The 23130-nt window shown below is 63.7% G+C and carries 25 protein-coding genes; 18 read left to right on the top strand and 7 right to left on the bottom strand.

The annotated features are described in order from the left end of the window. Complete coding sequence (locus B8784_RS22065) at nt 1-126, top strand: hypothetical protein (RefSeq protein ID WP_267889981.1); 126 nt, start codon at nt 1-3, stop codon at nt 124-126. A 77-nt stretch (nt 127-203) separates the two neighbouring features. On the opposite strand, the gene B8784_RS11420 is transcribed toward B8784_RS22065, so the two are convergent. Next, on the bottom strand, nt 204-839 hold the full coding sequence (locus B8784_RS11420; RefSeq protein WP_084398155.1) for a peroxiredoxin: 636 nt from the start codon (nt 837-839) through the stop codon (nt 204-206). 124 nt (nt 840-963) lie between these two features. Between B8784_RS11420 and B8784_RS11425 the strand changes: the two genes are divergently transcribed. After that, complete coding sequence (locus tag B8784_RS11425) at nt 964-1476, top strand: SixA phosphatase family protein (protein WP_084398080.1); 513 nt, start codon at nt 964-966, stop codon at nt 1474-1476. Between the two features lie 100 nt (nt 1477-1576). Here the strand turns inward: B8784_RS11425 and B8784_RS11430 are convergent, their stop codons facing one another. Both B8784_RS11430 and B8784_RS22070 read right to left on the bottom strand, forming a co-directional pair. Further along, nucleotides 1577-1768, bottom strand: a complete 192-nt coding sequence (locus B8784_RS11430) for a hypothetical protein (protein ID WP_084398081.1) — start codon at nt 1766-1768, stop codon at nt 1577-1579. Between the two features lie 200 nt (nt 1769-1968). Then, a complete protein-coding gene (locus tag B8784_RS22070; protein WP_084398082.1) occupies nt 1969-2160 on the bottom strand; it encodes a DUF2256 domain-containing protein in 192 nt (63 codons plus the stop codon). 117 nt (nt 2161-2277) lie between these two features. Here B8784_RS22070 and B8784_RS11440 point away from each other — a divergent pair, with 117 nt between their 5' ends. The 8 genes from B8784_RS11440 to B8784_RS11475 all read left to right on the top strand — a co-directional run bounded on the left by B8784_RS11440 (nt 2278) and on the right by B8784_RS11475 (nt 10759). After that, nucleotides 2278-3291 (top strand): NAD(P)/FAD-dependent oxidoreductase, encoded by a 1014-nt coding sequence (locus tag B8784_RS11440; protein ID WP_084398083.1) that lies wholly within the window; start codon nt 2278-2280, stop codon nt 3289-3291. Nucleotides 3292-3322: 31 nt separating this feature from the next. After that, entirely contained in the window at nt 3323-4846 is a 1524-nt protein-coding gene (locus tag B8784_RS11445; RefSeq protein WP_084398084.1) for a glycosyltransferase family 2 protein, read from the top strand. Beyond that, nucleotides 4795-5028 carry a hypothetical protein gene (locus B8784_RS11450; RefSeq protein WP_084398085.1) on the top strand — a complete coding sequence of 78 codons (234 nt, stop codon included), beginning with the start codon at nt 4795-4797 and terminating at the stop codon, nt 5026-5028. Before B8784_RS11445 ends, B8784_RS11450 begins: the two co-directional genes overlap by 52 nt. An 82-nt stretch (nt 5029-5110) precedes the next feature. Then, entirely contained in the window at nt 5111-6100 is a 990-nt protein-coding gene (locus tag B8784_RS11455) for an alpha/beta fold hydrolase (protein ID WP_084398086.1), read from the top strand. 119 nt (nt 6101-6219) lie between these two features. Then, nucleotides 6220-7434, top strand: coding sequence for an acyl-CoA dehydrogenase family protein (locus B8784_RS11460; protein ID WP_084398087.1), 1215 nt, complete (start codon nt 6220-6222; stop codon nt 7432-7434). 9 nt (nt 7435-7443) lie between these two features. Beyond that, a complete protein-coding gene (locus B8784_RS11465; protein WP_143435444.1) occupies nt 7444-7728 on the top strand; it encodes a hypothetical protein in 285 nt (94 codons plus the stop codon). Nucleotides 7729-7733: 5 nt separating this feature from the next. Then, the gene (locus tag B8784_RS11470; protein ID WP_084398089.1) at nt 7734-8870 is read left to right on the top strand and encodes an acyl-CoA dehydrogenase family protein; all 1137 of its coding nucleotides are present in this window, start codon (nt 7734-7736) and stop codon (nt 8868-8870) included. A gap of 245 nt (nt 8871-9115) precedes the next feature. Next, nucleotides 9116-10759: an FMN-binding glutamate synthase family protein gene (locus tag B8784_RS11475; protein WP_233356076.1), complete on the top strand. Its 1644-nt coding sequence runs from the start codon at nt 9116-9118 to the stop codon at nt 10757-10759. Nucleotides 10760-10786: 27 nt separating this feature from the next. Here B8784_RS11475 and B8784_RS11480 read toward each other — a convergent pair whose 3' ends face one another. Continuing rightward, nucleotides 10787-12772, bottom strand: coding sequence for a transglycosylase domain-containing protein (locus tag B8784_RS11480; RefSeq protein WP_084398091.1), 1986 nt, complete (start codon nt 12770-12772; stop codon nt 10787-10789). A 229-nt stretch (nt 12773-13001) separates the two neighbouring features. Between B8784_RS11480 and B8784_RS11485 the strand changes: the two genes are divergently transcribed. Then, nucleotides 13002-14417 (top strand): alanine/glycine:cation symporter family protein, encoded by a 1416-nt coding sequence (locus tag B8784_RS11485; RefSeq protein ID WP_084398092.1) that lies wholly within the window; start codon nt 13002-13004, stop codon nt 14415-14417. Between the two features lie 79 nt (nt 14418-14496). Here the strand turns inward: B8784_RS11485 and purB are convergent, their stop codons facing one another. After that, a complete protein-coding gene (gene purB, locus B8784_RS11490) occupies nt 14497-15789 on the bottom strand; it encodes an adenylosuccinate lyase (RefSeq protein ID WP_084398093.1) in 1293 nt (430 codons plus the stop codon). A 68-nt stretch (nt 15790-15857) separates the two neighbouring features. Then, a complete protein-coding gene (locus B8784_RS11495) occupies nt 15858-16229 on the bottom strand; it encodes a winged helix-turn-helix transcriptional regulator (protein ID WP_084398156.1) in 372 nt (123 codons plus the stop codon). Between the two features lie 64 nt (nt 16230-16293). On the opposite strand from B8784_RS11495, the gene B8784_RS11500 reads away from it, so the two are divergent. Together B8784_RS11500 and B8784_RS11505 are read left to right on the top strand one after the other, a co-directional pair. Beyond that, nucleotides 16294-16617: a nuclear transport factor 2-like protein gene (locus B8784_RS11500; RefSeq protein ID WP_143435445.1), complete on the top strand. Its 324-nt coding sequence runs from the start codon at nt 16294-16296 to the stop codon at nt 16615-16617. Next, nucleotides 16614-17399 carry an SDR family oxidoreductase gene (locus B8784_RS11505; RefSeq protein WP_084398095.1) on the top strand — a complete coding sequence of 262 codons (786 nt, stop codon included), beginning with the start codon at nt 16614-16616 and terminating at the stop codon, nt 17397-17399. The genes B8784_RS11500 and B8784_RS11505 overlap by 4 nt, the downstream gene beginning before the upstream one ends. Nucleotides 17400-17402: 3 nt before the next feature. On the opposite strand, the gene ispH is transcribed toward B8784_RS11505, so the two are convergent. Then, a complete protein-coding gene (ispH, locus tag B8784_RS11510; protein ID WP_084398096.1) occupies nt 17403-18353 on the bottom strand; it encodes a 4-hydroxy-3-methylbut-2-enyl diphosphate reductase in 951 nt (316 codons plus the stop codon). 182 nt (nt 18354-18535) lie between these two features. Here ispH and B8784_RS11515 point away from each other — a divergent pair, with 182 nt between their 5' ends. The 5 genes from B8784_RS11515 (at nt 18536) to B8784_RS11535 (ending at nt 23130) form a co-directional block, all read left to right on the top strand. Then, nucleotides 18536-19039 carry a hypothetical protein gene (locus tag B8784_RS11515; RefSeq protein ID WP_233356078.1) on the top strand — a complete coding sequence of 168 codons (504 nt, stop codon included), beginning with the start codon at nt 18536-18538 and terminating at the stop codon, nt 19037-19039. Nucleotides 19040-19060: 21 nt separating this feature from the next. Further along, on the top strand, nt 19061-20824 hold the full coding sequence (argS, locus tag B8784_RS11520; RefSeq protein ID WP_084398097.1) for an arginine--tRNA ligase: 1764 nt from the start codon (nt 19061-19063) through the stop codon (nt 20822-20824). Between the two features lie 170 nt (nt 20825-20994). Beyond that, nucleotides 20995-21420 carry a hypothetical protein gene (locus B8784_RS11525; protein WP_084398098.1) on the top strand — a complete coding sequence of 142 codons (426 nt, stop codon included), beginning with the start codon at nt 20995-20997 and terminating at the stop codon, nt 21418-21420. 89 nt (nt 21421-21509) lie between these two features. Beyond that, a complete protein-coding gene (locus B8784_RS11530; RefSeq protein ID WP_084398099.1) occupies nt 21510-21860 on the top strand; it encodes a hypothetical protein in 351 nt (116 codons plus the stop codon). Nucleotides 21861-22164: 304 nt separating this feature from the next. Next, nucleotides 22165-23130 (top strand): alpha/beta hydrolase, encoded by a 966-nt coding sequence (locus B8784_RS11535; RefSeq protein ID WP_233356079.1) that lies wholly within the window; start codon nt 22165-22167, stop codon nt 23128-23130.

Here is a 23130-nt window from a genome sequence, read left to right on the forward strand (position 1 = left end):
TTGAAACGGCTGCGCATGCTGCGCTCCATCCATGAGCAACCGACAGCCCTGCGCAGGGGCCTTGGCCTGAAACGCCGCAAGATGACCCGTAGTCAGAAATTCGTCCGCTTCCTCGCCACTCGCTAGGCCGGAGCGACAATCCCAAACAGAAAAACCGCGCCGGTGGCCCCGGCGCGGTTTTCTGATTCGTGGGGGAGAGCCCCTTACTTGTCCGGCTGCGGCGTGGTGCGCAGATACGGCTTCACCGTCTTGTAGCCTTTCGGGAAGAGCTTGTCGGCATCCTCGTCGGACACGCTCGGCACGATGATCACGTCTTCGCCCGGCTGCCAGTTGACCGGCGTGGCAACCTTGTAGCCATCAGTCAGCTGCAGGGAGTCGATCAGGCGCAGGATCTCGTTGAAGTTCCGGCCCGCGCTCGGCGGATAGACGATGGAGGCGCGGATCTTCTTGTTCGGGTCGATGACATAGACCGCCCGCACCGTCACCTTCGGATCGGCGTTCGGGTGGATCATGTTGTAGAGGGTCGCGACCTTCTTGTCCGGGTCGGCAATGATCGGGAAATCGACCTTGCAGCCCTGGGTCTCCTCGATGTCGCCGATCCAGTTCTTGTGATCCTCGAGACTGTCGGCAGAAATGACAATGGCCTTTGCGCCGCGCGCGGCCAGCTCATCCTTCAGTTTTGCTGTGTAGCCGAGTTCCGTCGTGCAAACGGGCGTGAAATCGGCCGGGTGGGAAAAGAAGACAACCCAGTCATCGCCGATCCAGTCGTGAAAACTGATCTTGCCTTCCGTGGTATCTGCTTCGAAATCGGGGGCAACGTCGCCAAGCAGGAGGCTCATGGAATTCTCCATTGATTGCTTTAATCTTGACGGCGAAGATGGGTCGGAGCACGCCGGACGACAAGTTTGCCGGGCTGATTCAGTCGTTTAATTTTACTACACCTATGGGGACTGTCCGGAGCACATGAAACGCCTGATCCTGATGCGGCACGCCAAGACTGAACCCTGGAACGAGGGGGTGAAGGACCGCGACCGCATCCTTACTCCGCGGGGGCATGGCGATGCCGAGGCGGTTGCCGTCGCGCTGCAGCAATATGGCTGGGCCCCCGACCGGGCGCTGATCTCCTCCTCGCGGCGCACGCGCGAGACCTGGCGCCACCTGTCGCTGGTCTTTCCCGAGTGCGAAAAGGTCATCTCCGACGATCTCTATCTCGCAGGGATTCCGGCCATCGAGACGCAGATCGCCGCCCAGGCCGATGCCGGCACGCTGATCGTGATCGGTCACAATCCCGGCCTGCATGAGCTGTCGGGCTCTATCCTGCGCCAGGCGGGCAGCGACAATCATCAGGCCGCGATGCGGCTGGCCGCGAAATTCCCGACCTCGGCGGCCGCGCTGTTCGAGCAGGAAGAGGACGGACCCTATGTCCCGGTCCATTTCAAGCTGCAGACCTTCATCAAGCCGAAGTCGCTCGCCTGATTCATAAAGTTGAACCGCCCTGCCGGGCGGGGCAGGGCGGTTCCGGGTAGAGACGCTGACGGGACGGCGCAAGGAGTGAGCCCGTCAGGCCCCGTTCTGATTAATAGTGCACCGCGCGCCGGGCGGACCTGCGACGGCGCTGGACCAGCAGGCTGGGTTTCCAGGCGCCCGTATTGTCATTGGCCGCTGCGGTGGTCCGGTCCGTCCGGACGGGGGCGACCATCGGGGCCAGGGACGGGGCTTCAACCGGTTGGGCCGAAGCAGGGAAGCTCTGGGAGGCGAGCGGGGACATCTATTGTACTCCTTTGTTGCAAGTATCCGGTCTTGATGCCGGTCTGGTTTGGTTTCGTTTCTCTGCCGGCGGGGTTGTTTTGTTGTGTCCGCCGATGACCAAGAGTTAAGACGCGACTTATCGAAAATCAATAACTTTTTTCCGAAAAACGGTGAACACCAATAAAAACAAGGCATTATTTTTATTGTTTTTCGATAATTTCAGCCTTGAGGGCGGGATTTCGATGCCCGGCGGCAGCGCTCACAGCAGAATCGGACCTCGTGCCAGACCTTTTCCCACTTCTTTCGCCAGGAGAATTGGCGCCCGCAGACCGCGCACGGCTTTGACGGCAAGTTGCCCTTGCCACGCTGTCCGGGGGAGGTGGCTCGCTTGTCCCGCGCCGGTTTGGCCATGCCCTGTGCCTCATGCTGTCCCGGCGACAAGCTAGAGCTGTCATCCACAGCATCCAGACCCTTGCCTTTCGCCGCGCCGGGCTAGATCCCAAAGATGGGTAAGTAAGTGACTTCAGAATGAATGTCGGAATTATCGGAGCCGGAATTGCCGGACTAAGTGCAGCGCGACGGTTAACCGCGGCGGGCTGCAAGGTCAGCCTCTTCGACAAGGGGCGAGGCGCGGGGGGGCGGATGTCCACCCGGCGGGCAAAGACCAGCATTGGCGAGGTTCGCTTCGACCACGGCGCCCAGTATTTCACCGCGCGCGATGAGGCCTTCCGCGCCGAACTCGCCGGCCTGCAGGCCGAAGGCGCTGTCAAACAGTGGCGTCCGCGCCTGGCCGATATCCGGAAGGAGGCGGAGGGGTGGCATGTCGCGCCACGCGCCGACGAAGCGGATCGCGAGAGCCTGTTTGTCGGCACCCCCTCGATGAACGCAATGCTCAAGGCTTTGGCTGAGGGCCAGTCGATCCTCTGGGGCTGGCGGGCCACCGGAATCGTCTTTGATGGAAATGGCCGCTGGATCCGTTTCGAAGACGGCGGAGAGGCCGGGCCCTTCGATGTCGTGATCTGCGCCGTCCCGGGTGAACAGGCGGCCGATCTGCTGGCTGGGGCCAGTCCGCAGCTTGCCGCAGAAGCCGGCGAGGCGCGCTCTCTGCCATGCTGGGCTGTGATGCTCGCCTTTGACCGTCCGGTTGCGACGCCCTGGGACGGGGCGCGCGTCTTCGGGTCGCCTCTTGGATGGATTGCGCGCAATGCGTCCAAGCCGGGCCGGGTGCGTGCCGAAAGCTGGGTGCTGCATGCCACGCCTGAATGGTCGGCGGCGAATATCGACCGGGAAGCCGACAGCGTGGCCGCTGAGCTGGTTGGAGAGTTCCGGGTCATGACGGGGGCCATGGCCCCGGTCCACGTCGCGGCCCATCGCTGGCGATATGCGCTTGTCGAGCGACCTGCCGGCACCGTTTTCGGCTGGGACGCAGAGAGACAAATCGCCGCGATCGGAGACTGGTGCACCGGCCCGCGCATCGAACTGGCGTGGGAAAGCGGGCGGGCCTGTGCCGAGCATCTGAAAGACGCGGTTCCTGCAACTTGAAATACAGGATGAATTGCGCTGACGTTGTTTCATGGGCGAGGGCATCATGGGCAAGGACAGCGCCGTTCCGTCATCTGGCGGGGCAGGGGAAGACGCGGCAACACGCGGGGCCGGCGAACGCCCCGCGTCGCTGACGGACGCGATTGCCGCGTCGCAGGCGCTGCCGCCCTGGATGAGTGCGCGGGGCGTTCCGACGGTGTTGCACTGGATCGTCTTCGCCCTGGTTGTCGCCGGGCTGGTCTATGGCGGCTACCGCGCACCGGTGATGATGCTGACAGGGCTGAAGGTTTTCGTCTGGTCGCTCTTCTTTGTCATTGTCTGCTGGCGATTCGGCCTGGCCTTTGCGGGCTGGATGGGACGGCTTTCGCCGGATAAACGGCCAGAGCTGGAAGACATCGATGAGGATTTGCCGGTCTATAGCGTGCTCGTGCCCTTGCGCGACGAGGCCAATATGATGGCCCAGCTTGCCGCCAGCCTTGGCGCGCTCGACTGGCCGGCCGACCGGCTTGAGATCCTCCTGCTGGTCGAGGCCGATGACACCGCCACGCGCGAGGCTGTCCAGAAAGCGGCCTTTCCGCCCGCGGCGCGCCTACTAAGCGTGCCGCCCGGCCAGCCGCTGACCAAGCCCCGGGCGCTCAATTTCGGCCTGTCGCGGGCAAGGGGTGATTACATCGTCATCTATGACGCCGAGGACCGTCCGCATCCCGGCCAGTTACGGGCTGCCCATGCGGCTCTGGCGTCGGGCGGGGGATGGGCGGCCGCGGTGCAGGCTCCGCTCTATGCGTCGAACGGGGCGGGCAGCTGGATCGCGGCGCACTGGGCGCTTGAATACCGGGTGCAGTTCGGCCTCGTCATCCCGGCGCTCGCCAGGATCGGCCATCCGGTGATGCTGGGCGGGACGAGCAATCATTTCCGCCGCACCAGCCTGCTGGCGGCCGGGGGCTGGGACGCCTGGAACGTCACAGAGGACGCCGATCTCGGCGTGCGGTTTGCCCGGCTTGGCGGCGCGGTGCGCTCCATCGGGGCCCCGACCTATGAGGCCGCTCCGGAGACCTATGGCGTCTGGTTCCGCCAGCGCACCCGCTGGATCAAGGGCTTCATGCAGACCTGGCTTGTCTGCATGCGCCGGCCGTTCAGCCTCATCGGAGAGCTGGGCGCGATGCGCTGGATCAGCCTGCAGCTCACCCTGATGGGGGCGATCCTGAGCGCTTTCCTTTATGGCCCCATGACCCTTCTCGTCCTGCTGGGCCTCCTGTTTCCACAGCTCGGCCCGGAAGTGGTGAGCTTTGCGCTGTTCGGTCTTGGCTGGGCGAGCGGAGCGCTGACGGAAGTGCTGGCGCCGGGCCGCTGGAGCTTCTCGCGCTGCCTTGCCATTCTCAGCCGTCCTCTCTACTGGCCGCTGCAGACATTTGCCGCCTTGAACGCCTTTTACGGCTTGCTCATAAAGCCCTCCTTCTGGGCCAAGACACCGCACTGGCCCGACGCTTCCGACGAGACACCTGCATGGCCTCCTGGATCATCACGCTTTCCGTCATCACCGCCCTCACGGGCATGATCGTCTTCGCGAACCGGAAGATGGGGGGCATGCGCAAGGATGGCCGGCCGAACCAGGTCCCGTGGGGGCTGGTCATGGTGATGTGTGTGCTGGGCATCTTCATCGCCTTCGTCCACGCCATCAATCTGGCCGGCTTCGAGACCGGGCCCGAGCACGGCCTTCTGGGCCGGTTCGGGCGCTAGCCGCTCACGGCGATGTCAGGGAACAGGGTTGAGGGCCTGCGCATTCGCTTCCCAGACCTGTTCGAGAAAGAGGGGATCTCCCATGAAATATCTGCTGAGCGCGCTGGCAGGACTGGTGATGACGGCACCGGCGGCGGCCGACCCGATGCTGTCGGATTTCGACTACCCCTGGCCGGTGGAACGCCACGCCCTTGTCAGCCAGGGTCACGCGCTGGAAATGGCCTATCTTGATGTCACTCCCGAACAGGCCAATGGCGAGACGGTGGTCCTGCTTCACGGCAAGAATTTCTGCGCGGCGACCTGGGAGGTCACCATGCAGGCGCTGCTGGATGCCGGCTACCGTGTCGTCGCGCCCGACCAGATCGGCTTCTGCAAATCATCGAAGCCGCAGGGCTATCAGTATGGCCTGCACACGCTGGCGGCGAACACGCACGGGCTTCTCGAAGCGCTCGGTGTCGACGACCCAGTGATCATGGGCCACTCCATGGGCGGCATGCTGGCGGCGCGTTATGCGCTGCAATATCCGGACACGACGGGCGCGCTTGTCCTGCTCAACCCGATCGGGCTGGAAGACTGGCGCGCCAAGGGCGTGCCGAACGTCACCGTCGATGAGCTCTATGAGGGCCAGCTCAAGACGACGCGGGACGGCATCAAGGCCTATCAGCAATCGACCTATTATGTCGGGGAGTGGAAAGACCGCTATGACCGCTGGGTCGACATGCTGTGGAGCATGTATCAGGGCGAGGGCGGCAGGATCACCGCCTGGCACCAGGCGCTGACCGCCGACATGGTCTTCAATCAGCCGGTCGTCCACGAATTCCCGGACATTGCAGTGCCGACGCTGCTTCTGATCGGCGAGAAGGACAATACCGCGCTCGGCAAAGGCCGGGCGAGCGAAGCGGTGCAGGCCGAGCTCGGCAATTACGAGACGCTCGCACGCGAAACCGAGCAGGCGATTCCGGACGCGAGGCTGGTGACCTTTCCCGACCTCGGCCACAGTCCGCACATCGAGGCGCCGGAGCGCTTCCAGGACGAGCTTCTGGCCGGGCTGGAGACGGTTCTCGCGGAGTAGGTCTCTGCCGGCTGCGAAAGGCGGGACGCTCTGACGCAAAGGAAGGCTTGGACCTTCAATACCGGTGGCACTAGTGTACTATCAGAAACAAGAGGTACACGCCGGAGGAGCCTGCCCCCATGCCATACGATACGCCTGTCGATCTCGACGCCTTCCGCACAGAGGTGCGTGACTGGCTTGAGGAGAATTGTCCGCCATCGATGCGCACGCCGATGCCCGAAGACGAAGTCGTCTGGGGCGGACGGCGTGAGAAGTTCAAGAACCCGGACTCGAAAGTCTGGCTTGAGCGCATGGGCGAGAAAGGCTGGACCGCGCCGACCTGGCCCACCGAATATGGTGGCGGTGGGCTCTCCCGCGAGCAGGCCAAGGTGGTCGACCAGGAGATGGCGCGCATCAAGGCGCGCCCGCCGCTCTTTTCCTTCGGCCTCTGGATGTTCGGCCCGGCGCTGCTGGAGTTCGGCAATGAGGAACAGAAGAAGCGTTTTCTGCCCGACATCGTGATGGGCAAGACACGTTGGTGCCAGGGCTATTCCGAGCCGGGCGCCGGCTCCGACCTCGCCGGCCTGCAGACCAAGTGCGAGGACAAGGGCGACCACTATCTCATCAATGGTCAGAAGGTCTGGACCTCATACGCCGATCAGGCCGACTGGATTTTCTGCCTGGTGCGCACCGACAACACCAAGAAGCATGAAGGCATCAGCTTCATCCTGTTCGACATGGAAAGCGACGGCGTCGAGGCCCGGCCGATCAAGCTCATCTCCGGCTCGTCGCCTTTCTGCGAGACCTTCTTCAACGATGTAAAGGTGCCGAAGGACCAGCTTGTCGGAGAGGTGAATGGCGGCTGGAAGATTGCCAAGCGCCTGCTCCAGTTCGAGCGCTCGTCCATCTCGGCCGGTGGCTTTGGCGGCCTCGGCGCGTCCGGCGCGCTCGGGCCGGATGGTTATGCCAAGCTCCATGTGGGGACCGACAAGGAGGGCCGCGTCCTCGACGGCGACCTGCGCGGTCGCATCGCCGAGCATCTCATGTATGCCAAGGCGTTCGAACTGACCGTGCAGCGCACTGGCGAGCAGGCCAAGGCCGGCCAGGAAGTGGGTCACACCGCCTCCATCCTGAAATACGCCGCCGCCAAGATGAACCAGGACAAGTTCGAGCTGATCATCGAGGCGCTGGGCACCGAGGGCCTCGGCTGGTCGGGGCAGGGCTTCGAGGAGGATGCGATCAAGTCGACGCGCGGCTGGCTGCGCTCGAAGGGCAATTCCATCGAAGGCGGGACCAGCGAGATCAATCTCAATGTCATCGCCAAACGTGTCCTCGGCCTGCGCGAGCATCAGTAGAGGTCATGGATGCCGATGTGGGTTGTCCTCTTTGTGGTGATCGGCCTGCCCGTGCTGGCCGGCATCGTCACGGGACTGATCAGGACGCGGCCCGGCTTGCACAAATATGTCTGGATCGCCGCCGCCGCTCCTATCCTGATCTACCTCCTGCTCGGCATCGCCGCCGGCCACCGCATGCCCCTGGATGTTGTTCTCATCCTTGTGGCACTCGCCGTTTTCTGGCTCGCGCTCGGCTGGACCAGCAAGAAGATTACGAAGGAAGTTCGAGACGCCGTTCTCGATAATATGGGTTGAGAAAAATGACGTTTGTACTGACAGAAGACCAGGAGATGCTGCGCGATACCGCAGTGAACTTCACGCGCGACGAGCTGCCGGTGAAGCACCTGCGAGGGCTTCGCGACAATGGCAAGAACGGCGTCGATCCGGACGCCCGCCAGCAGCTGGCCGAGCTCGGCTTTTTCGGGGTGCTCATCCCGGAGGAGTATGACGGGGTCGGCATGGGCATGGTTGCCCTTGGCCAGGTGATGGAAGCCCAGGGCCGCACGCTGGCCTCCACGCCGCTCCTGCAGACCGCCTGCATTGGCGCCTCCGCCATCCTGCTGGGCGGCACCGAAGCGCAGAAGAAGGAATGGCTGCCGAAGATTGCCGCCGGCGAGGTCACGACCGCGCTCGCCCTCGATGAAGGCAGCCACCACAACCCGACAGGCGTGGCGACCGAAGCCGAGCGTGACGGGCAGGGCTATACGCTCAACGGCGCGAAGAAATATGTGCAGGACGGCCACCATACCGATGTCTTCATCGTCGTGGCGCGCACCTTTGGCGAGCCGGGCGACACGCACGGCCTGACGCTCTTCCTCGTGCCGCGCGATGCGAAAGGCGTCACGGTGCAGACGCTGAACACCGTCGACAGCCATGGCGCCGCGCATCTGACGCTGGAGGATGTGCATGTCGACGAGGCTGGCGTCCTCGGCGCGCCCGACAAGGGCCACGACCTGCTTGAGCCGGTGCTCGACCGGGGCCGGGCCGCGCTTGCGGCCGAGATGGTCGGCTCGTCGCTCGCCGCCTTCGAGATGACGCATGAGTATCTCCAGACGCGCAAGCAGTTCGGCCAGCTGATCGGCTCCTTCCAGGCGCTGCAGCACCGCGCCGCGAAGATGTTCGCCGAGATCGAGCTGACGACCTCCTGTGTGGCTGCCGCCCTGTCGGCCCTGGACGAGCAGCGCAATGACACCGCCGAACTGGCAAGCGTCGCCAAGGCGCGCGCGAGCGAGACGGTGCATCTCGTTTCCAACGACACTGTGCAGCTGCATGGCGGCATCGGCATGACCGACGACCATGAGTCCGGTTTCTATCTGAAGCGCGCCCGGGTGCAGGAAGCCCTGCTTGGCTCGGCCAGCTTCCATCGCGACCGCTTTGCGCGGCTCAACGACTTCTAGACACGGCCAGCTCTGTTCCGGACGCCATAAAAAACGGGCCGGTCCACCGGGAAAGGTGGGCCGGCCCGTCACCGTGCACAGTGAATGGTCCGGTTACGATGCACGGTTCCAGATCACTCTGGAATTTCAACAACCCGGCGGCGGCGAAACTGGTTCCATGCGGATGGAATTTTATTCGCCGCCCGGCCCTGTAATCTTTACGGCAGCTTCCCCCTTGCCGCATTGCCGCGGCGGGGCAGGTCACTATGTTGAAAGCGCAAGCCAGACGGGGGCCTATCGACACCATGTACCGTTTCCTGCCACTCGCCATCCTTTTCCTGCTGACCGCCGGTTTTGCCGCCCTGTTATCGGTCAGCTCATGGTTTTCGGTTGGCGTCGTGATCTTTGGCGCGCTGTCACTGCTTGGTGTGTACGACTTCTTCCAGACCAGTCACACGCTGTGGCGGAATTACCCGGTGCTGGCGCGGGTGCGCTGGGTCGCCGAAGAGCTGCGGCCCTTCCTGCGCTCCTACATTGTCGAAAGCGACACCGAGGGTCGGCCCTTCAACCATGAAGAGCGCGCCATGGTGTACCGCCGCGCCAAGAACGTCTCCTCGGTTGAACCCTTTGGCAGCCAGCTCGATATCGACAAGCCGCCCTATGAGTGGCTGTCGCACTCGATCGCCGCGCGCCACCCGCACGAGACCGATCCGCGTGTGCTGGTCGGCGCACCGGGCACGGCGAAGCCCTATTCGGCCAGCGTCCTCAACATCTCCGCCATGAGCTTCGGCTCGCTTGGGGCCAAGCCGATCGAGGCGCTCAATCGCGGCGCGGCGATGGGCGGTTTCTACCATGACACCGGCGAGGGCGGTTTTTCGAAATATCACAAGGCGGGCGGCGGCGATGTCGTCTGGGAACTGGGGTCTGGCTATTTCGGCTGCCGGGCCAGGGATGGCGGGTTCGATCCGGAACGCTTCAAGGATGTGGCCGCCGACGACCAGATCAAGATGATCGAGATCAAGCTCTCCCAGGGGGCCAAGCCCGGCCATGGCGGCGTTCTGCCCGGCACCAAGGTGACGCCCGAGATCGCCGAGGCGCGGGGCATCCCGGTCGGCGAGACCTGTTATTCGCCGCCGGCGCATACCGCCTTCTCGACGCCGAACGGGCTGATGGACTGGGTGGCCCAGCTGCGCGAGCTTTCAGGCGGCAAGCCGGTGGGCATGAAGCTCTGCGTCGGCAATCGCTGGGAAGTGCTCGCCATCTGCAAGGCCATTCTCGGCACCGGCATCAAGCCGGATTTCATCGTCGTCGACGGCGCCGAGGGCGGCACGGGCGCGGCGCCGGCGGAATTCATGGACCATATCGGCGCACCGCTGCGCCAGGGGCTGGTGCTGGTGCGTAATGCACTGGTCGGCTGCGGGCTGAAGGATGAAGTGCGCCTGGCGGCCAGCGGCAAGCAGATCTCCGCCTTTGCGATGGCCTCGACACTGGCGCTCGGGGCGGACTGGATCAATACGGCCCGCGGCTTCATGTTCTCGCTGGGCTGCATCCAGTCGCTCAACTGCCACAACAATCGCTGCCCGACCGGCATTGCGACGACCGATACCTCGCGCCAGCGCGGTCTCGTCGTTCCGGACAAGGCCGAGCGGGTCTATAACTTTCATCGCAATACGGTGCGCTCCCTCATGGAAGTGATCGGCGCGGCCGGTTGCGAACATCCGTCCGAACTCACACCGCGCCACATCATGCACCGGGTGACCGAGGATATCGCCGAGCCAGGCCATCGCGCCTACAATCTGATCGACCCGGGTGTCCTTCTCGACGATCCGTCAGATACGCCGCTCGCGCGGGAATGGGCGCTGGCCCAGGCCGACAGCTTCGAGCGGGCCGAGGAAGGGACCGGTCCGTAAGCTGCCTGTGCAGGCGGCTGCCTGGACCTAGTTCGTCGCAGCGCCCTCGAAGGCCATGCCGAGATCGCGGTAGAAGGCGATGCGCTGGCGCGCCTGCGGGGAGAGCGTGATCAGCGAGCCGGCCCCCTTCAGCGGGACAGGTTCGAGATCCTTGTGGGCGAGCACCATCATGTCGTGCCAGAGCGCGGCTGGCAGGCCGCCGCCGGTGACGTGCGCCATCGGCGTGTCGTCATCATTACCGACCCAGACGGCGCCGACGCGTTCGGCCGAATAGCCGGCAAACCAGGCGTCGCGGAAGTCCTGGCTGGTGCCGGTCTTGCCGGCGAGCTGCCAGCCATCGATGCGCGCCCGTGTACCCGTGCCGTCCTGGATGACGCGCTCCATCATGGCGACCATGGTCTCGGCGTCTTTCTCCGGATAGACGCGCTCGGGCTCATAATCCGGGCGTTCATAGAGGACATCGCCCCGCGAATTGGAGACCTTCTCGACGATATAGGGATCGAGGCGCTTGCCGCCGGTCATGAAGACACCATAGCCGCGCGCCAGATCGCGCACGGTGACTTCCTGGCTGCCGAGCGCGATGGAGGGCAGGGGCTTCATCTTGCTGGCACTGGCAATGCCGAAGCGCTTGGCGAGCGCGATGATGTTTTCCTCGCCAACCTCCTGGCCGAGCTGGGCGGCGACCGTATTGATCGAATCCTTCAGCGCTTCCGCGAGTGTCATGGCCCCGGAATGGACGCGCGAATAGTTTTCCGGCGTCCAGCCATCAATGGTGACTTCCTCGTCGCGGCGCACATCATAGGGCGTCAGTCCACTCTGGATGGCGGTGGCATAGACGAACGGCTTGAAGGAGGAGCCGGGCTGGCGCAGGGCCTGGGTCGCCCGGTTGAACTGGTTCTCATTGTAGTCGACGCCGCCATACATGGCGAGGATGCGCCCGCGGCCGTCCATGACAATGCCGGCCGCCTGCGTCGCCTTCTGCTTGGCGCCTTCCTCCTCCATGCGCTTGCTGAAGGCATCATCGACGGAGGCCTGCAGCTCGGCATCGATGGTCAGCTGGACGATGAGGTCGCCCGGCAGGGTGGGCAGGATTTCGTCGATCCGGTCGGTCGCCACGTCGAGGGCGTAGCCGAATTGCGGGTCACGCTCTGGCGGCTCGGTCAGGGCGATGTCCTCGGCCTCGGCCGCCTCGGCCTGCTGCGGGGTGATGAAGCCGGACTCGACCATCTGGCGGAGCACATATTGCTGGCGGCTCTTGGCGTCATCCATATTATTGGTGAGCGCCAGCCGCGAGGGTGCCTGGGGCAGGGTGGCGAGGAGAGAGGCTTCGCCGACGGTGAGCTCTTCGGGCTGCTTGCCGAAATAAAAGCGCGAGGCGGCCCCCAGGCCGTAGAAGCCGGCGCCGAAATAGACGCGGTTGAGATAGAGTTCGAGGATCTCTTCCTTGTTGAGGCGCTTTTCGAGCCGGCGGGCGAGGCGGATTTCCTGTGCCTTGCGTTTCAGCGTCTGCTCGGGCGTCAGCACCAGATTCTTGATCAGCTGCTGGGTAATCGTGGAGGCGCCCGAGACCGTCTCGCCGGAGGTCACATTGGCCCAGACCGCACGCATGATCGCCTGGGTGTCGGCGCCGTCATGCTCGTAGAAGCGCTTGTCCTCGGCGGCGATGAAGGCCTGGGGCACATGCGCCGGCAGGTCTTCCATGCGCACCGCCCGGCCATAGCGCGGGCCGCGAATGGCGATTGTGTCGCCGTCATTGTCGACGAACTCGATGGCCTGCTCGCGGCCGGAGGCCCACAGCTCTTCATTCGAGGGCAGGTCCGGCATGCCGCGATAGAGGCTCTGCCAGTAGATCCAGACGGCCAGCGCGGCGATGACGAAAAGGCTGAGGCAGGTGACAAGCCCCCATTTCAGGATCGGCCGCCCGGCAAGAAGCGACGAGAACCAGCCTTGGCTGCTGGCGTCATAGGTCGGGGGGCGCGAAGCGCTTGTCCTGTTCGAGCCGGGTCCTGCCAAAACGGTCCTTTCACGGATTGGGGCGCATGATCGGGCTGCGCTATGAGCTGTAAATGAGGCAGTGTGAAGGCGGTATGAACTGTCGAACGCAGCAAGTGGGAAAAGTGTTGCCAGTATAGCGCACTTGCTGGGCAGGGGAGAGCATACCGCCCTGTTTGCAGGGCCCGATTTTACTTGGCAGCCCGGCCTGTCTAAGACAGATGTCAGCGGCCAACATTACAAGGACATCATGCTCGACTTCCTGAACGACCTTCTCTGGGGCAAGGTTCTCATCTTCCTGCTCATTCCTATCGGACTTGTTTTCACACTGTGGTCCCGTGGGGTCCAGTTCAGGCATTTCGCCGACATGTTCTCCGTCCTCGGCGAGGGCTTCCAGCACAAGAGCAAGCAGCCTTCCTCCTTCCAGGCGCTGGCGCTGTCTGTGGCCGGCCGGGTTGGCGGCGGCAACATTGCCGGTGTGGCCGCAGCCATCGCCCTTGGCGGGCCGGGCGCGATCTTCTGGATGTGGGTGGTCGGCCTGGTTGGCATGGCGACGAGCTATTTCGAATGCACGCTCGCCCAGCTCTACAAGCAGAAGGAACCGAACGGCGACTTCCGGGGCGGGCCGGCCTATTACATCGAGAAGGGACTCGGCGGCATGCTTGGCCGGGGCACGAAATATCTCGGCTATCTCTATTCGCTGCTCCTGATGCTGACCTTTGGCGTCGCCTTCGTCACCTTCCAGAGCTTTGCCATGTCCTCCTCCATCGAGGGCGCCTTCGGGATCGACCGGATCTGGTCCGGCATCGGGCTCGCCCTGCTGGTCGGTTTCGTGATCATGGGCGGCATCCGGCGGATTGCCGATGTCGTGGAATATGTCGTGCCGGTGATGGCCGTCAGCTATGCCGCCGTCGTTCTCGTCGTCATCGGCATGCGCATCGAGGATGTGCCGGCTGTGCTGGAAAACATCGTGATGAGCGCGTTCGGCCTCAATGAGATGGTCGCCGGCGGGATTGGCGTGGCCATCATGCAGGGCGTGCAGCGCGGTCTCTTCTCGAATGAGGCGGGGCTTGGCTCGGCCCCGAACGTGGCGGCGGTCGCCTATGTCGAGCACCCCGCCCAGCAGGGCATGGTGCAATCGCTCTCGGTCTTCATCGACACCATCATCCTGTGCACCTGCACCGCGCTCATCATCTTGCTGTCGGGCGTCGATTTCCTGGGTGTGGAAGATGGCGAATTGCTGACCCAGATGGCGCTGTCGGAGCATATCGGCGGCTGGGCGAACTATTTCATCGCCTTCGCGCTCTTCCTCTTCGCTTTCTCCTCGATCATGTATTCCTACTATCTCGGCGAGACGGCGGTGGACTATTACCTGCAGGACAACAAGACGGCTTTCACCACCTACCGGATCATCGTGATCGGCTTTGTCGTGGTCGGGGCGGTGCTGAATCTCGCCAATGTGCTGGCCTTCTCGAATGTGACGATGGGGCTCCTGGCGGTGGTGAACCTGTTCGCCGTGGCGCTGCTCTTCCCGGTCGGCGTGCGTGTGATGAAGGATTTCGACAATCAGCGCAAAGCCGGCGTGAAACTGCCGGTCTTCGATGTCGACAAGTTCAGCGACCTCGACCTCGACAAGAGCGCCTGGAAGACGACGATAGACGAGTAGGTGTTGCGGGCGGCCTGAAGTGCCCGCCGGTGCCCGGATAGGGCGGGCGGGGATGGTCAGGCCTTGTTCCCGGTTTCGATCAGCCGAAGACCCGGTCGAAGATCAGGTCGACGCGCTTGAAGTGATAGTCGAGGTCGAACAGGGCTTCGAGCTGTTCGTCGGTCAGCTTGGCGGTCACTTCGCTGTCGGCTTTGAGATGGTCGAGGAAGGGGCCTTCGCCGGCCCAGGTCTTCATCGCATTGCGCTGGACGAGACGGTAGGAATCCTCGCGGCTCACCCCGGCTTCGACAAGCGCCAGCAGCACGCGCTGGGAGTTATGCAGCCCGCCCATGCGCTCCATGTTGAGCATCATCCGGTCGGGATAGATGAGCAGGTTCTCGACCACGCCGGCCATACGGTGAAGCGCGAAATCCAGGTGGATGGTCGCGTCCGGGCCGATGCCGCGCTCGACCGATGAGTGCGAGATGTCGCGTTCATGCCAGAGGGCGACGTTTTCCAGCGCAGGCGTCACGGCAGAGCGCACCAGCCGGGCAAGGCCGGTCAGGTTTTCGGTCAGCACCGGATTGCGCTTGTGCGGCATCGCGGAGCTGCCCTTCTGGCCCTTGGAGAAGAATTCCTCGGCTTCCAGAACTTCGGTGCGCTGAAGGTGGCGCACTTCGGTCGCCAGCCGCTCTATGGAGGAAGCGATCACGCCGAGCGTGGCGAAAAACATGGCATGGCGGTCGCGCGGGATGACCTGTGTGGAGACCGGCTCCGGCTCGAAGCCGAGCTTGTCGGCGACATATTCCTCAACGCGCGGATCGATATTGGCGAAGGTGCCGACAGCGCCGGAGATGGCGCAGGTGGCGACTTCCTTGCGCGCGGCGACGAGACGGTCACGCCCGCGGGCGAACTCGGCATAGAAGGTGGCGAGCGTCACACCGAAGGTCGTCGGCTCGGCATGGATGCCGTGGCTGCGGCCGATCTTGGGCGTGTACTTATGCTCCTCCGCGCGCTTCTTCAGCGCGGCCAGAACGCGGTCCATGCCGGTGAGAAGCAGGTCGGCGGCGCGCACGAGCTGCACATTGAGGCAGCTGTCGAGCACGTCGGACGAGGTCATGCCCTTGTGCAGGAAGCGGGCGGGCTCTCCCACATGTTCGGCGACATTGGTGAGGAAAGCGATGACATCGTGCTTCACCTCGGCCTCGATCTCATCGATACGCTCGACATCGAAGCGCGCCTTCTCGCGCACGGCGGCCGCGGTGCCTTCCGGAATCTGGCCGAGATTTTCCATGGCTTCCGCCGCCAGTGTCTCGATCTCCAGCCAGATGCCGTACTTGCTTTCCGGCGACCAGATGGCGGTCATGTCAGGGCGGGCATAGCGTGGAATCATGTCGGGCCTCTTCGCGTTATGGCGCGCGTTCTACGCCAGTCGGCGCAAGGGGCAAGCCCTGGAGTGAACTAGGCGTCCGGGCGCCTCTCTGCCCATTGGAGCAACGCGTCCAGCGCAGGACAGAGAGATTGGCCCCAATCGGTCAGCCGGTATTCGACGCGCGGTGGCACTTCCGGGTGAACGATTCGACGGACAATACCGTCGCTTTCCAGCTGCCGAAGCTGCTGGATCAGCATCTTCTGCGAGATGGCGGGAATGGCGCGTTCGAGTTCCGAAAAGCGCAGGACGCGGCCGCCAAACAGGTGGAAAAGGATCACCAGTTTCCACTTGCCCTCAAGCATCCGAATAATTTCTTCAACGCCGGCTGCCGCAGAATCTGCTGTGTATTCGCGATTCTTACCTGCAGGTGAGTCCCCCACTTTTTTGTCTGTACTTGTCATCTTTCCGGTGCCGTTCGATCTGATCCCACAGGACAGGATGCCCTGCGGGGCCAATAGGAGCAATGTGATGACCCTTCCCGAACCAATCGCGGCTTTCTTCGCTCTGCCGAAGCGGGCAAGCACCAGTGAGCTGAAGGCCGTTTTTGCGGACGATGCGCATATCATCGACGAGGCAGAAGGGCATACCGGCTTTCCTGCCATCGCCGAATGGTGGCGCGATGTGAATGAGAAGACGCCGTTCGAAACGGTCCCCATGAGGTCGGAGGTGCGGGACGGACTTGTCGTCGTCTCGGCGGAAGTCTCCGGTTCATTTCCGGGAAGTCCGGTCATGCTCGATCATCACTTCCGCCTTAACGACAGCAAGGTTGTGGAGCTTGAAATCAAATGAGCGGCCACTGGCTGAACCTTGGTGGAACGCGCGCTGTCGTGACAGGTGGCACCAAGGGAGCCGGGTCTGCAGTCGTTCGGGCCCTGCTGGAGGCAGGCGCGAACGTCGCCGTGGCGGCCCGTAGCGCGCCCCAGCCGGGCATCGAAAACGCTGTTTACGTCGAGGCCGACCTTTCCACCGAGACGGGCCCGGCCGAGCTTGCGCGAAAAGCCGGGCGCGCGCTCGGCGGAATAGACATACTGGTCAACGTCGTTGGCGGGTCGAACGCCCCTGCAGGCGGGGTCGCCGCCCTCAGCGACGCTGTCTGGAAACAGGAAATCGATCTGAACCTGATGTCGGCAGTACGGCTGGACCGTGCCGTCCTGCCCGAGATGATCCAGCGGGGAAGCGGCGTGATCGTCCATGTAACCTCGATCCAGAGCCGGCTTCCGCTTCCTGAATCGACAACCGCATATGCAGCTGCCAAGGCGGCGCTGTCGACCTACAGCAAATCGCTGTCCAAGGAGGTTGGCCCCAAGGGTGTTCGAGTCGTGCGGGTCTCGCCCGGCTGGATTGAAACGGAGGCCGCTATCGCTCTGGCCGAACGCATGGCCAGAGAGGCGGGAACGGACATCGAGGGCGGCAGACAGATCATCATGCGCAGTCTTGGGGGCATTCCCCTGGGCCGTCCCGCGCGGCCTGAGGAAGTGGCTGACCTGATCGCCTTTCTTGCATCACCACGGGCCGGAGCGATTACCGGCACTGAATACGTCATTGATGGCGGGACGGTACCGGTCGCCTGAAAATCAGACCTCAGCAGCCAGCACCCTTGGCAGCTTGAAGGTGACCGTTTCCGTTGCCGTCGTGACCGGCTTCACCTCGATATCGAAGCGGGCGCGGCAGGCGGCGATGAGGCCCTGAACCAGATCTTCCGGCGCCGAGGCCCCCGCTGTCAGGCCGAGCGTTTCCACGCCTTCGAACCAGTCCCAGTCGACATTGTTTGCGCTGGCGACCAGCCGGGAGTCTTTCGCCCCGGCGCGTTTGGCCACTTCGACCAGCCGCTTGGAATTCGACGAGGTTTCCGCACCGATCACGAGGAAGAGGTCACAGCCCTTGGCCATTGCCTTCACCGCTTCCTGGCGGTTGGTGGTGGCATAGCAGATGTCTTCCTTGTGCGGCGCGGTGATGTCGGGGAAGCGCTCCTGCAGGATGGCGACGATGCTGGCGGTGTCGTCGACCGATAGCGTCGTCTGCGTCACGAAGGCGACGTTTGCCGCGTCCTTGGGATCGAAGGCTCGGGCATCGTCTTCGGTTTCGATCAGCGTGATCGCCCCGTCCGGCAGCTGGCCCATCGTGCCGATCACTTCCGGGTGGCCGGCATGGCCGATCAGCACGATCTCGCGCCCGGCCTTGTGATGACGTTCGGCCTCGACATGTACCTTTGAGACGAGCGGGCAGGTCGCGTCGACATAGACCATGTCGCGCCGCTCGGCCTCTGCGGGCACAGCTTTCGGCACGCCATGGGCGGAGAACACGACCGGCCGGTCGGGCGGGCACTCGTCGAGCTCATCGACAAAGACGGCGCCAAGGCCCTCCAGCCGTGAGACGACATGCTGGTTGTGCACGATTTCATGGCGCACATAGACCGGTGCGCCCCATTTCTCCAGCGCCTCCTCGACGATCTGGATAGCCCGGTCCACGCCCGCGCAGAAGCCCCGCGGGGCGGCGAGCCTGATTTCGAGTTTGCGGCGTGCCATAGTTCTCCTTGCTGCACCATGAAGCAGATCGGGCGTTGCGCCATCTGCAGGTGCCCGGTAACACTCCCCATTCTAGATGGACAGCCTGAAGGCTCAGGCCAAGAGTGACAAGGCATTTGATGATGCGTGTAATTGCGGTTCTGGCAGCAGGTCTCCTGCTGGCATCCTGTGGAAGCAACCCCGTGACGCGGGCGCTGGACTCCCGACAGAATGCCGGTCCGTGCCCGCCCGTGGCGATCCTCTACGACGCCTCGCGTATCGTCGAGCTTGACGGCGACTCCGCCAGCTACACCGACATTGCCTACACCGGCGAGATGACGAATGTGGAGCTGTTCTGCCGCTATGTCGAAGATGAGCCGCTGCGCGCCGAGATCGAACTGGATTTCGCCTTCGGCAAGGGTCCGAAAGGCACGTCCAACCAGCACACCTACAATTACTGGGTGGCCGTGACGCGGCGCAGCTCCAAAGTGCTCGCCAAACAGTATTTCTCGGTCGATGCGAACTTTGCCGGTGGCAAGGTCGACGGGCATCAGGAAGTCATCCAGGACATCATCATCCCGCGCGCCGATTCGACGATTTCGGGGGCGAACTTCGAAGTGGTCGTCGGCTTCGACCTGACCGAAGAGCAGCTGGCCTTCAACCGCGAGGGCCGCCGTTACCGGCTCGATGCGGGATCGGGCAGCTAAGACGGCAATCCGGAGACAGATATGAGCGATCTCGCCACGGAGCTTTCGGCGGCGTGTTCGGCCGCGTTTGAGGCGGAAGGGTTCGAAGCCCGCTGGGGTGCGGTGCGCCGCTCCGACCGGCCGGAACTGGCCGACTTCCAGTGCAATGGCTGCATGGGGGCGGCGAAGAAAGCCAGCCTCGTCCCGCGCGATCTCGCCGCGAAGATTGCCGAGCGGATCACCGGGCAGGGCGCCATCGAGCGCGTCGACGTGGCGGGCCCGGGCTTTCTCAATATCCGCGTGTCCGGCGAGGCGCTGTCGAAACAGGCCGAATTCATCCGCGCGGACGCGAAAGCCGGCGGCGGGGCGCTGGAGCAGACCGAAAAGGTCGTGATCGACTTTGGCGGCCCGAACGTCGCCAAGCCGATGCATGTCGGCCACCTGCGCTCGGCCGTCATCGGGGATACGCTGGTGCGGCTCTTCCGCTTCCTCGGCGACGATGTGACAGGCGATGCGCACCTCGGCGACTGGGGCCTGCAGATGGGCCACCTCATCACCGAACTGTTCGCCGAGCAGCCGGACCTCGTCTATTTCGACCCGGATTTCAAAGGCCCGTATCCTGAGGAGCCGCCGGTCACCATCGAGGATCTCGGCCGGCTTTACCCACAGGCGTCGGCCAAGGCGAAGGAAGACCCGCAGCGCAATGAAGCGAGCCAGCTGGCCGTCGCCGAAATGCAGGCCGGCCATCCCGGCTATCGCGCGCTGCTCAGGCACTTCATCAATGTCTCGGTCGAGGCGCTGAAGGTCGATTACAGCTTCCTCGGCGTCGAGTTCGACCTCTGGAAGGGCGAAAGCGATGTCGATGAGCTGATCCCCGGCATGGTCGAGGACCTGAAGGAGAAGGGTCTCGCCAAGCTCGATGATGGCGCCTGGATCATCGATATCTCGCGCGAGAGCGACAAGAAGGAGATGCCGCCCTTCATGCTGATCAATTCGCGCGGTGGCACCGGCTATCACGCGACCGATCTGGCGACGATTGTCGACCGGGTGGAGACGCTGCACCCCGACCGCATCCTCTATGTCGTCGATGCGCGCCAGGCGCTGCACTTCGAACAGGTCTTCCGCGCCGCGGACATGGCCGGGCTGATGGCCGAAGACCGGATGGAGCATATCGGCTTCGGTACGGTGAACGGCACTGATGGCAAGCCCTTCAAGACGCGCGAGGGCGGCGTGCTGCGCCTGTCGGACCTCAACCGCATGGCGCTGGAAGAGGCCGAGAAGAAGATCGGCGAAGCGGGCCTCTCCGGCGATATCGGCGATGAGGAGCGCGGCACCATCGCGAAACTCGTGGCCCGCGCGGCCCTGCGCTTTGCCGACCTGCAGAATGTGCGCACGACGAATTACGTCTTCGACCTTGAGCGCTTCACGAGCTTCGAGGGCAAGACCGGGCCTTACATGCTGTATGCCGCGGTGCGCATCAAATCGCTGCTGCGGCGCGCAAAAGAGGCCGGTCATGCGCCCGGTGCGGTCAGCATCGAGCGTGACACCGAGCGCGCCCTGGTGCTCGCCATGGACGGATTTTCCCATGCGCTCGCCCAGGCCCATGCCAAGCGCCAGCCGCACACCCTGTGTGAGCATGTCTATTCGCTCGCCCAGGCGTTCAGCGCGCTCTATGCCGATGCACCGATTGCGAATGCCGACGATGAAGCGGTCCGCGCCTCGCGTCTCGGCCTCTGCGAAGCGGTGCTGAAACAGCTCGAAGCCGGCCTGAACATCCTCGGCATCGAAGCGCCGGAGCGGATGTAATCCGCGGTGATTCGTTAACGGAAGCGCTCAAAATTTTTACCCGGCCCTAACGCGCCTTAAGAATTCGCCCTGAAAATATGAACGAATCAGGCACGGCTCGTAACTCTTGGCTAACCCACGGCACCTAGCCTCTTAAGCCTCAGGCGAATGAGTTGAGGAGGCTGACCCCCATGTTGAGCGAACTGATCAAGACAACTGCGAAGACGACCGGACTGGACGAGGCGCAGACACGACAGGCGCTCGGGGTCCTGTTCAACACGGCCGAGCGCCAGGGCGCGCCGCTGATCGAGAAGGTCTTCTCCCGCATGCCGGGTGCGCGCACCCTGTCAGCCACCACTGGCGCCCAGACGGGCGCGGCGACGGGTACGATTGCCCGCCTTATCGAACAGACGCCGGGCGGGCGCCAGCACGTCTCGCTCTCCATGTTCTCCAAGCTTCACGAGATCGGCCTCGGCCACGCCCAGGTCGCCTCGCTGCTGCAATGCGTCGGCACGCATATGGAAGAGACCTATGATATTCGCGGCATCGGCCATCTGGGCGACCTGATCGTCGTCGATCCGGCGGCCCTGGACGAGCGCAAGTCCGCCGTCGCCTGACCGCCTTCAATCCTCCACAAGACGCCAGAGAGGGCCTGCCGGCACGGCAGGCCTTTTCTTTTGGCCGGACGCAGCCTAGCAAACCTGCCATGACCCATGCCGACGCCACGTCCCAGCAGCTGCCACCGCTCAAGATCCGCGCGCCAGGCGAGGCGGTCGTCGCCCTGACAGAGGCCAGCGAGACGGTGCTCTCGGCGCTGATGATTGACGCGCTCAAGGCTCATGCCGCCTCCATTGCCGGTGAGGATGCGGCCCACACCGTGTCGCTCAGCCTCGACATGACCGGCGAGCGCTTTTCCGGGGATGAGGCCGTTTTCAGATCGGCCGTGGACCGCCAGACGCGGAGCCTTCTCTTCATGGCGTGCACCCTCCTTTGCGGGGGGCGGGTGCTCATGAAAGCGACAGGCATCTTCAAACTGGGCCAGGATGCCACACGGTAAGGTGGAAGCTTTCATGCAGGCATTGAGCGGTTGGCAAGTCCATTTTCGAACGCACCGTTCCATTTGAAAATATACCTCTGCCTGTGCGCATCAGTCCGCTTTACAAGTCCGGGGGAGCGGCGCAGAGTCGCCGGTGTCACCAGGTGCGTCGCCACGCACATACTGTAACAAAAACAGTAAAAATGGGGCTGGCCGGGCAGTAGAGGAGAGCCATGCAAAGCGACTTTGCCGAACCACTGACCACCTGCCGCCGTAAAGCCCTGTCAGACACCGGCCTGACGGCCCTGCGCCGCGGAGCCCGCTGATGCGCCGCTATCTGACCGACACTGCCGAAGGCAGTATGCAGGCGATCGAATTCGGCAACCCGGCGCTGGAAATGGCGGCCCTCTGGCTGCACGCCACCGGCTTCAACTCCATGACCTATCAGTCGATCCTGGCGCCGTTCGGTTTGCGCACCAAGGTCACCGCGCTGGACCTGCGCGGGCATGGCCGCACCAAACTGCCGGCCGATCCGAAGACGCTGCACTCTTGGCACCGCTATCGCGACGATGTGATCACCTTCCTGGAGAAGAATGCGACCCGCCCGGTCGTCCTCAGCGGGCATTCCATGGGCGGGTGTGTGGCGCTGCTCGTCGCCGGCAAGCGTCCGGACCTGGTGAAGGGGCTGGTTCTGGTGGATCCGGTTATCATGTCGCGCCGCTTCTATTTCATCAAACACGCCTTCCCATTCCTCGGGCCCTTCCTGCGCGTCAGCAACAGCATGGCCCGCCAGGCGAAGAAGCGCCGGGCCGAGTTTCCGAGCGTGGAAGCCGCACGCGAAGCCTATACCGGCAAGGGCGCCTTCAAGACCTGGCGCGAACCTTTCCTCGACGATTATCTCATCGATGGGCTCGAGCGCGTCGATGACCGGCATGACGAGACGAAGCAGCGCTGGCGCCTGCTGTGTGAGCCCGCCTGGGAAGCGGCCACTTTCAACGCCCAGCGCAACCAGCCCTGGGGCGCGCTCAGAAAGGTGCGCAAGAAGAATATCCCGATCATGATCATGCGCCCGGAAATCAATCCGGTGATGTCGGACAAGGTGACCGATCTCATCCTGCGCAAGTATCCGGACCTTGTGCTGAAGGAACGCCCGAACACGACGCATTTCCACCCGATGGAAGCGCCCTATGAGATCCGCGAAGAGCTGTCGACGGCGATCTCGCGCCTGATCGAGGGCTTTTCGGCCGGTGATGAAGGCCCGATGCGGCGCAGCCTGCGCGGGACGGGCTAG

Origin of the sequence: Henriciella aquimarina (genome assembly GCF_002088975.1) — a bacterium.
Classification (GTDB): domain Bacteria; phylum Pseudomonadota; class Alphaproteobacteria; order Caulobacterales; family Hyphomonadaceae; genus Henriciella; species Henriciella aquimarina.

Coding starts and splice junctions, on each gene's coding strand:
- B8784_RS11420 (WP_084398155.1), bottom strand. CDS start 839: ATGAGCCTCCTGCTTGGCGACGTTGCCCCCGATTTCGAAGCAGATACC.
- B8784_RS11425 (WP_084398080.1), top strand. CDS start 964: ATGAAACGCCTGATCCTGATGCGGCACGCCAAGACTGAACCCTGGAAC.
- B8784_RS11430 (WP_084398081.1), bottom strand. CDS start 1,768: ATGTCCCCGCTCGCCTCCCAGAGCTTCCCTGCTTCGGCCCAACCGGTT.
- B8784_RS22070 (WP_084398082.1), bottom strand. CDS start 2,160: ATGGCCAAACCGGCGCGGGACAAGCGAGCCACCTCCCCCGGACAGCGT.
- B8784_RS11440 (WP_084398083.1), top strand. CDS start 2,278: ATGAATGTCGGAATTATCGGAGCCGGAATTGCCGGACTAAGTGCAGCG.
- B8784_RS11445 (WP_084398084.1), top strand. CDS start 3,323: ATGGGCGAGGGCATCATGGGCAAGGACAGCGCCGTTCCGTCATCTGGC.
- B8784_RS11450 (WP_084398085.1), top strand. CDS start 4,795: ATGGCCTCCTGGATCATCACGCTTTCCGTCATCACCGCCCTCACGGGC.
- B8784_RS11455 (WP_084398086.1), top strand. CDS start 5,111: ATGAAATATCTGCTGAGCGCGCTGGCAGGACTGGTGATGACGGCACCG.
- B8784_RS11460 (WP_084398087.1), top strand. CDS start 6,220: ATGCCATACGATACGCCTGTCGATCTCGACGCCTTCCGCACAGAGGTG.
- B8784_RS11465 (WP_143435444.1), top strand. CDS start 7,444: ATGCCGATGTGGGTTGTCCTCTTTGTGGTGATCGGCCTGCCCGTGCTG.
- B8784_RS11470 (WP_084398089.1), top strand. CDS start 7,734: ATGACGTTTGTACTGACAGAAGACCAGGAGATGCTGCGCGATACCGCA.
- B8784_RS11475 (WP_233356076.1), top strand. CDS start 9,116: ATGTTGAAAGCGCAAGCCAGACGGGGGCCTATCGACACCATGTACCGT.
- B8784_RS11485 (WP_084398092.1), top strand. CDS start 13,002: ATGCTCGACTTCCTGAACGACCTTCTCTGGGGCAAGGTTCTCATCTTC.
- purB (WP_084398093.1), bottom strand. CDS start 15,789: ATGATTCCACGCTATGCCCGCCCTGACATGACCGCCATCTGGTCGCCG.
- B8784_RS11495 (WP_084398156.1), bottom strand. CDS start 16,229: ATGACAAGTACAGACAAAAAAGTGGGGGACTCACCTGCAGGTAAGAAT.
- B8784_RS11505 (WP_084398095.1), top strand. CDS start 16,614: ATGAGCGGCCACTGGCTGAACCTTGGTGGAACGCGCGCTGTCGTGACA.
- ispH (WP_084398096.1), bottom strand. CDS start 18,353: ATGGCACGCCGCAAACTCGAAATCAGGCTCGCCGCCCCGCGGGGCTTC.
- argS (WP_084398097.1), top strand. CDS start 19,061: ATGAGCGATCTCGCCACGGAGCTTTCGGCGGCGTGTTCGGCCGCGTTT.
- B8784_RS11525 (WP_084398098.1), top strand. CDS start 20,995: ATGTTGAGCGAACTGATCAAGACAACTGCGAAGACGACCGGACTGGAC.
- B8784_RS11530 (WP_084398099.1), top strand. CDS start 21,510: ATGACCCATGCCGACGCCACGTCCCAGCAGCTGCCACCGCTCAAGATC.
- B8784_RS11535 (WP_233356079.1), top strand. CDS start 22,165: ATGCGCCGCTATCTGACCGACACTGCCGAAGGCAGTATGCAGGCGATC.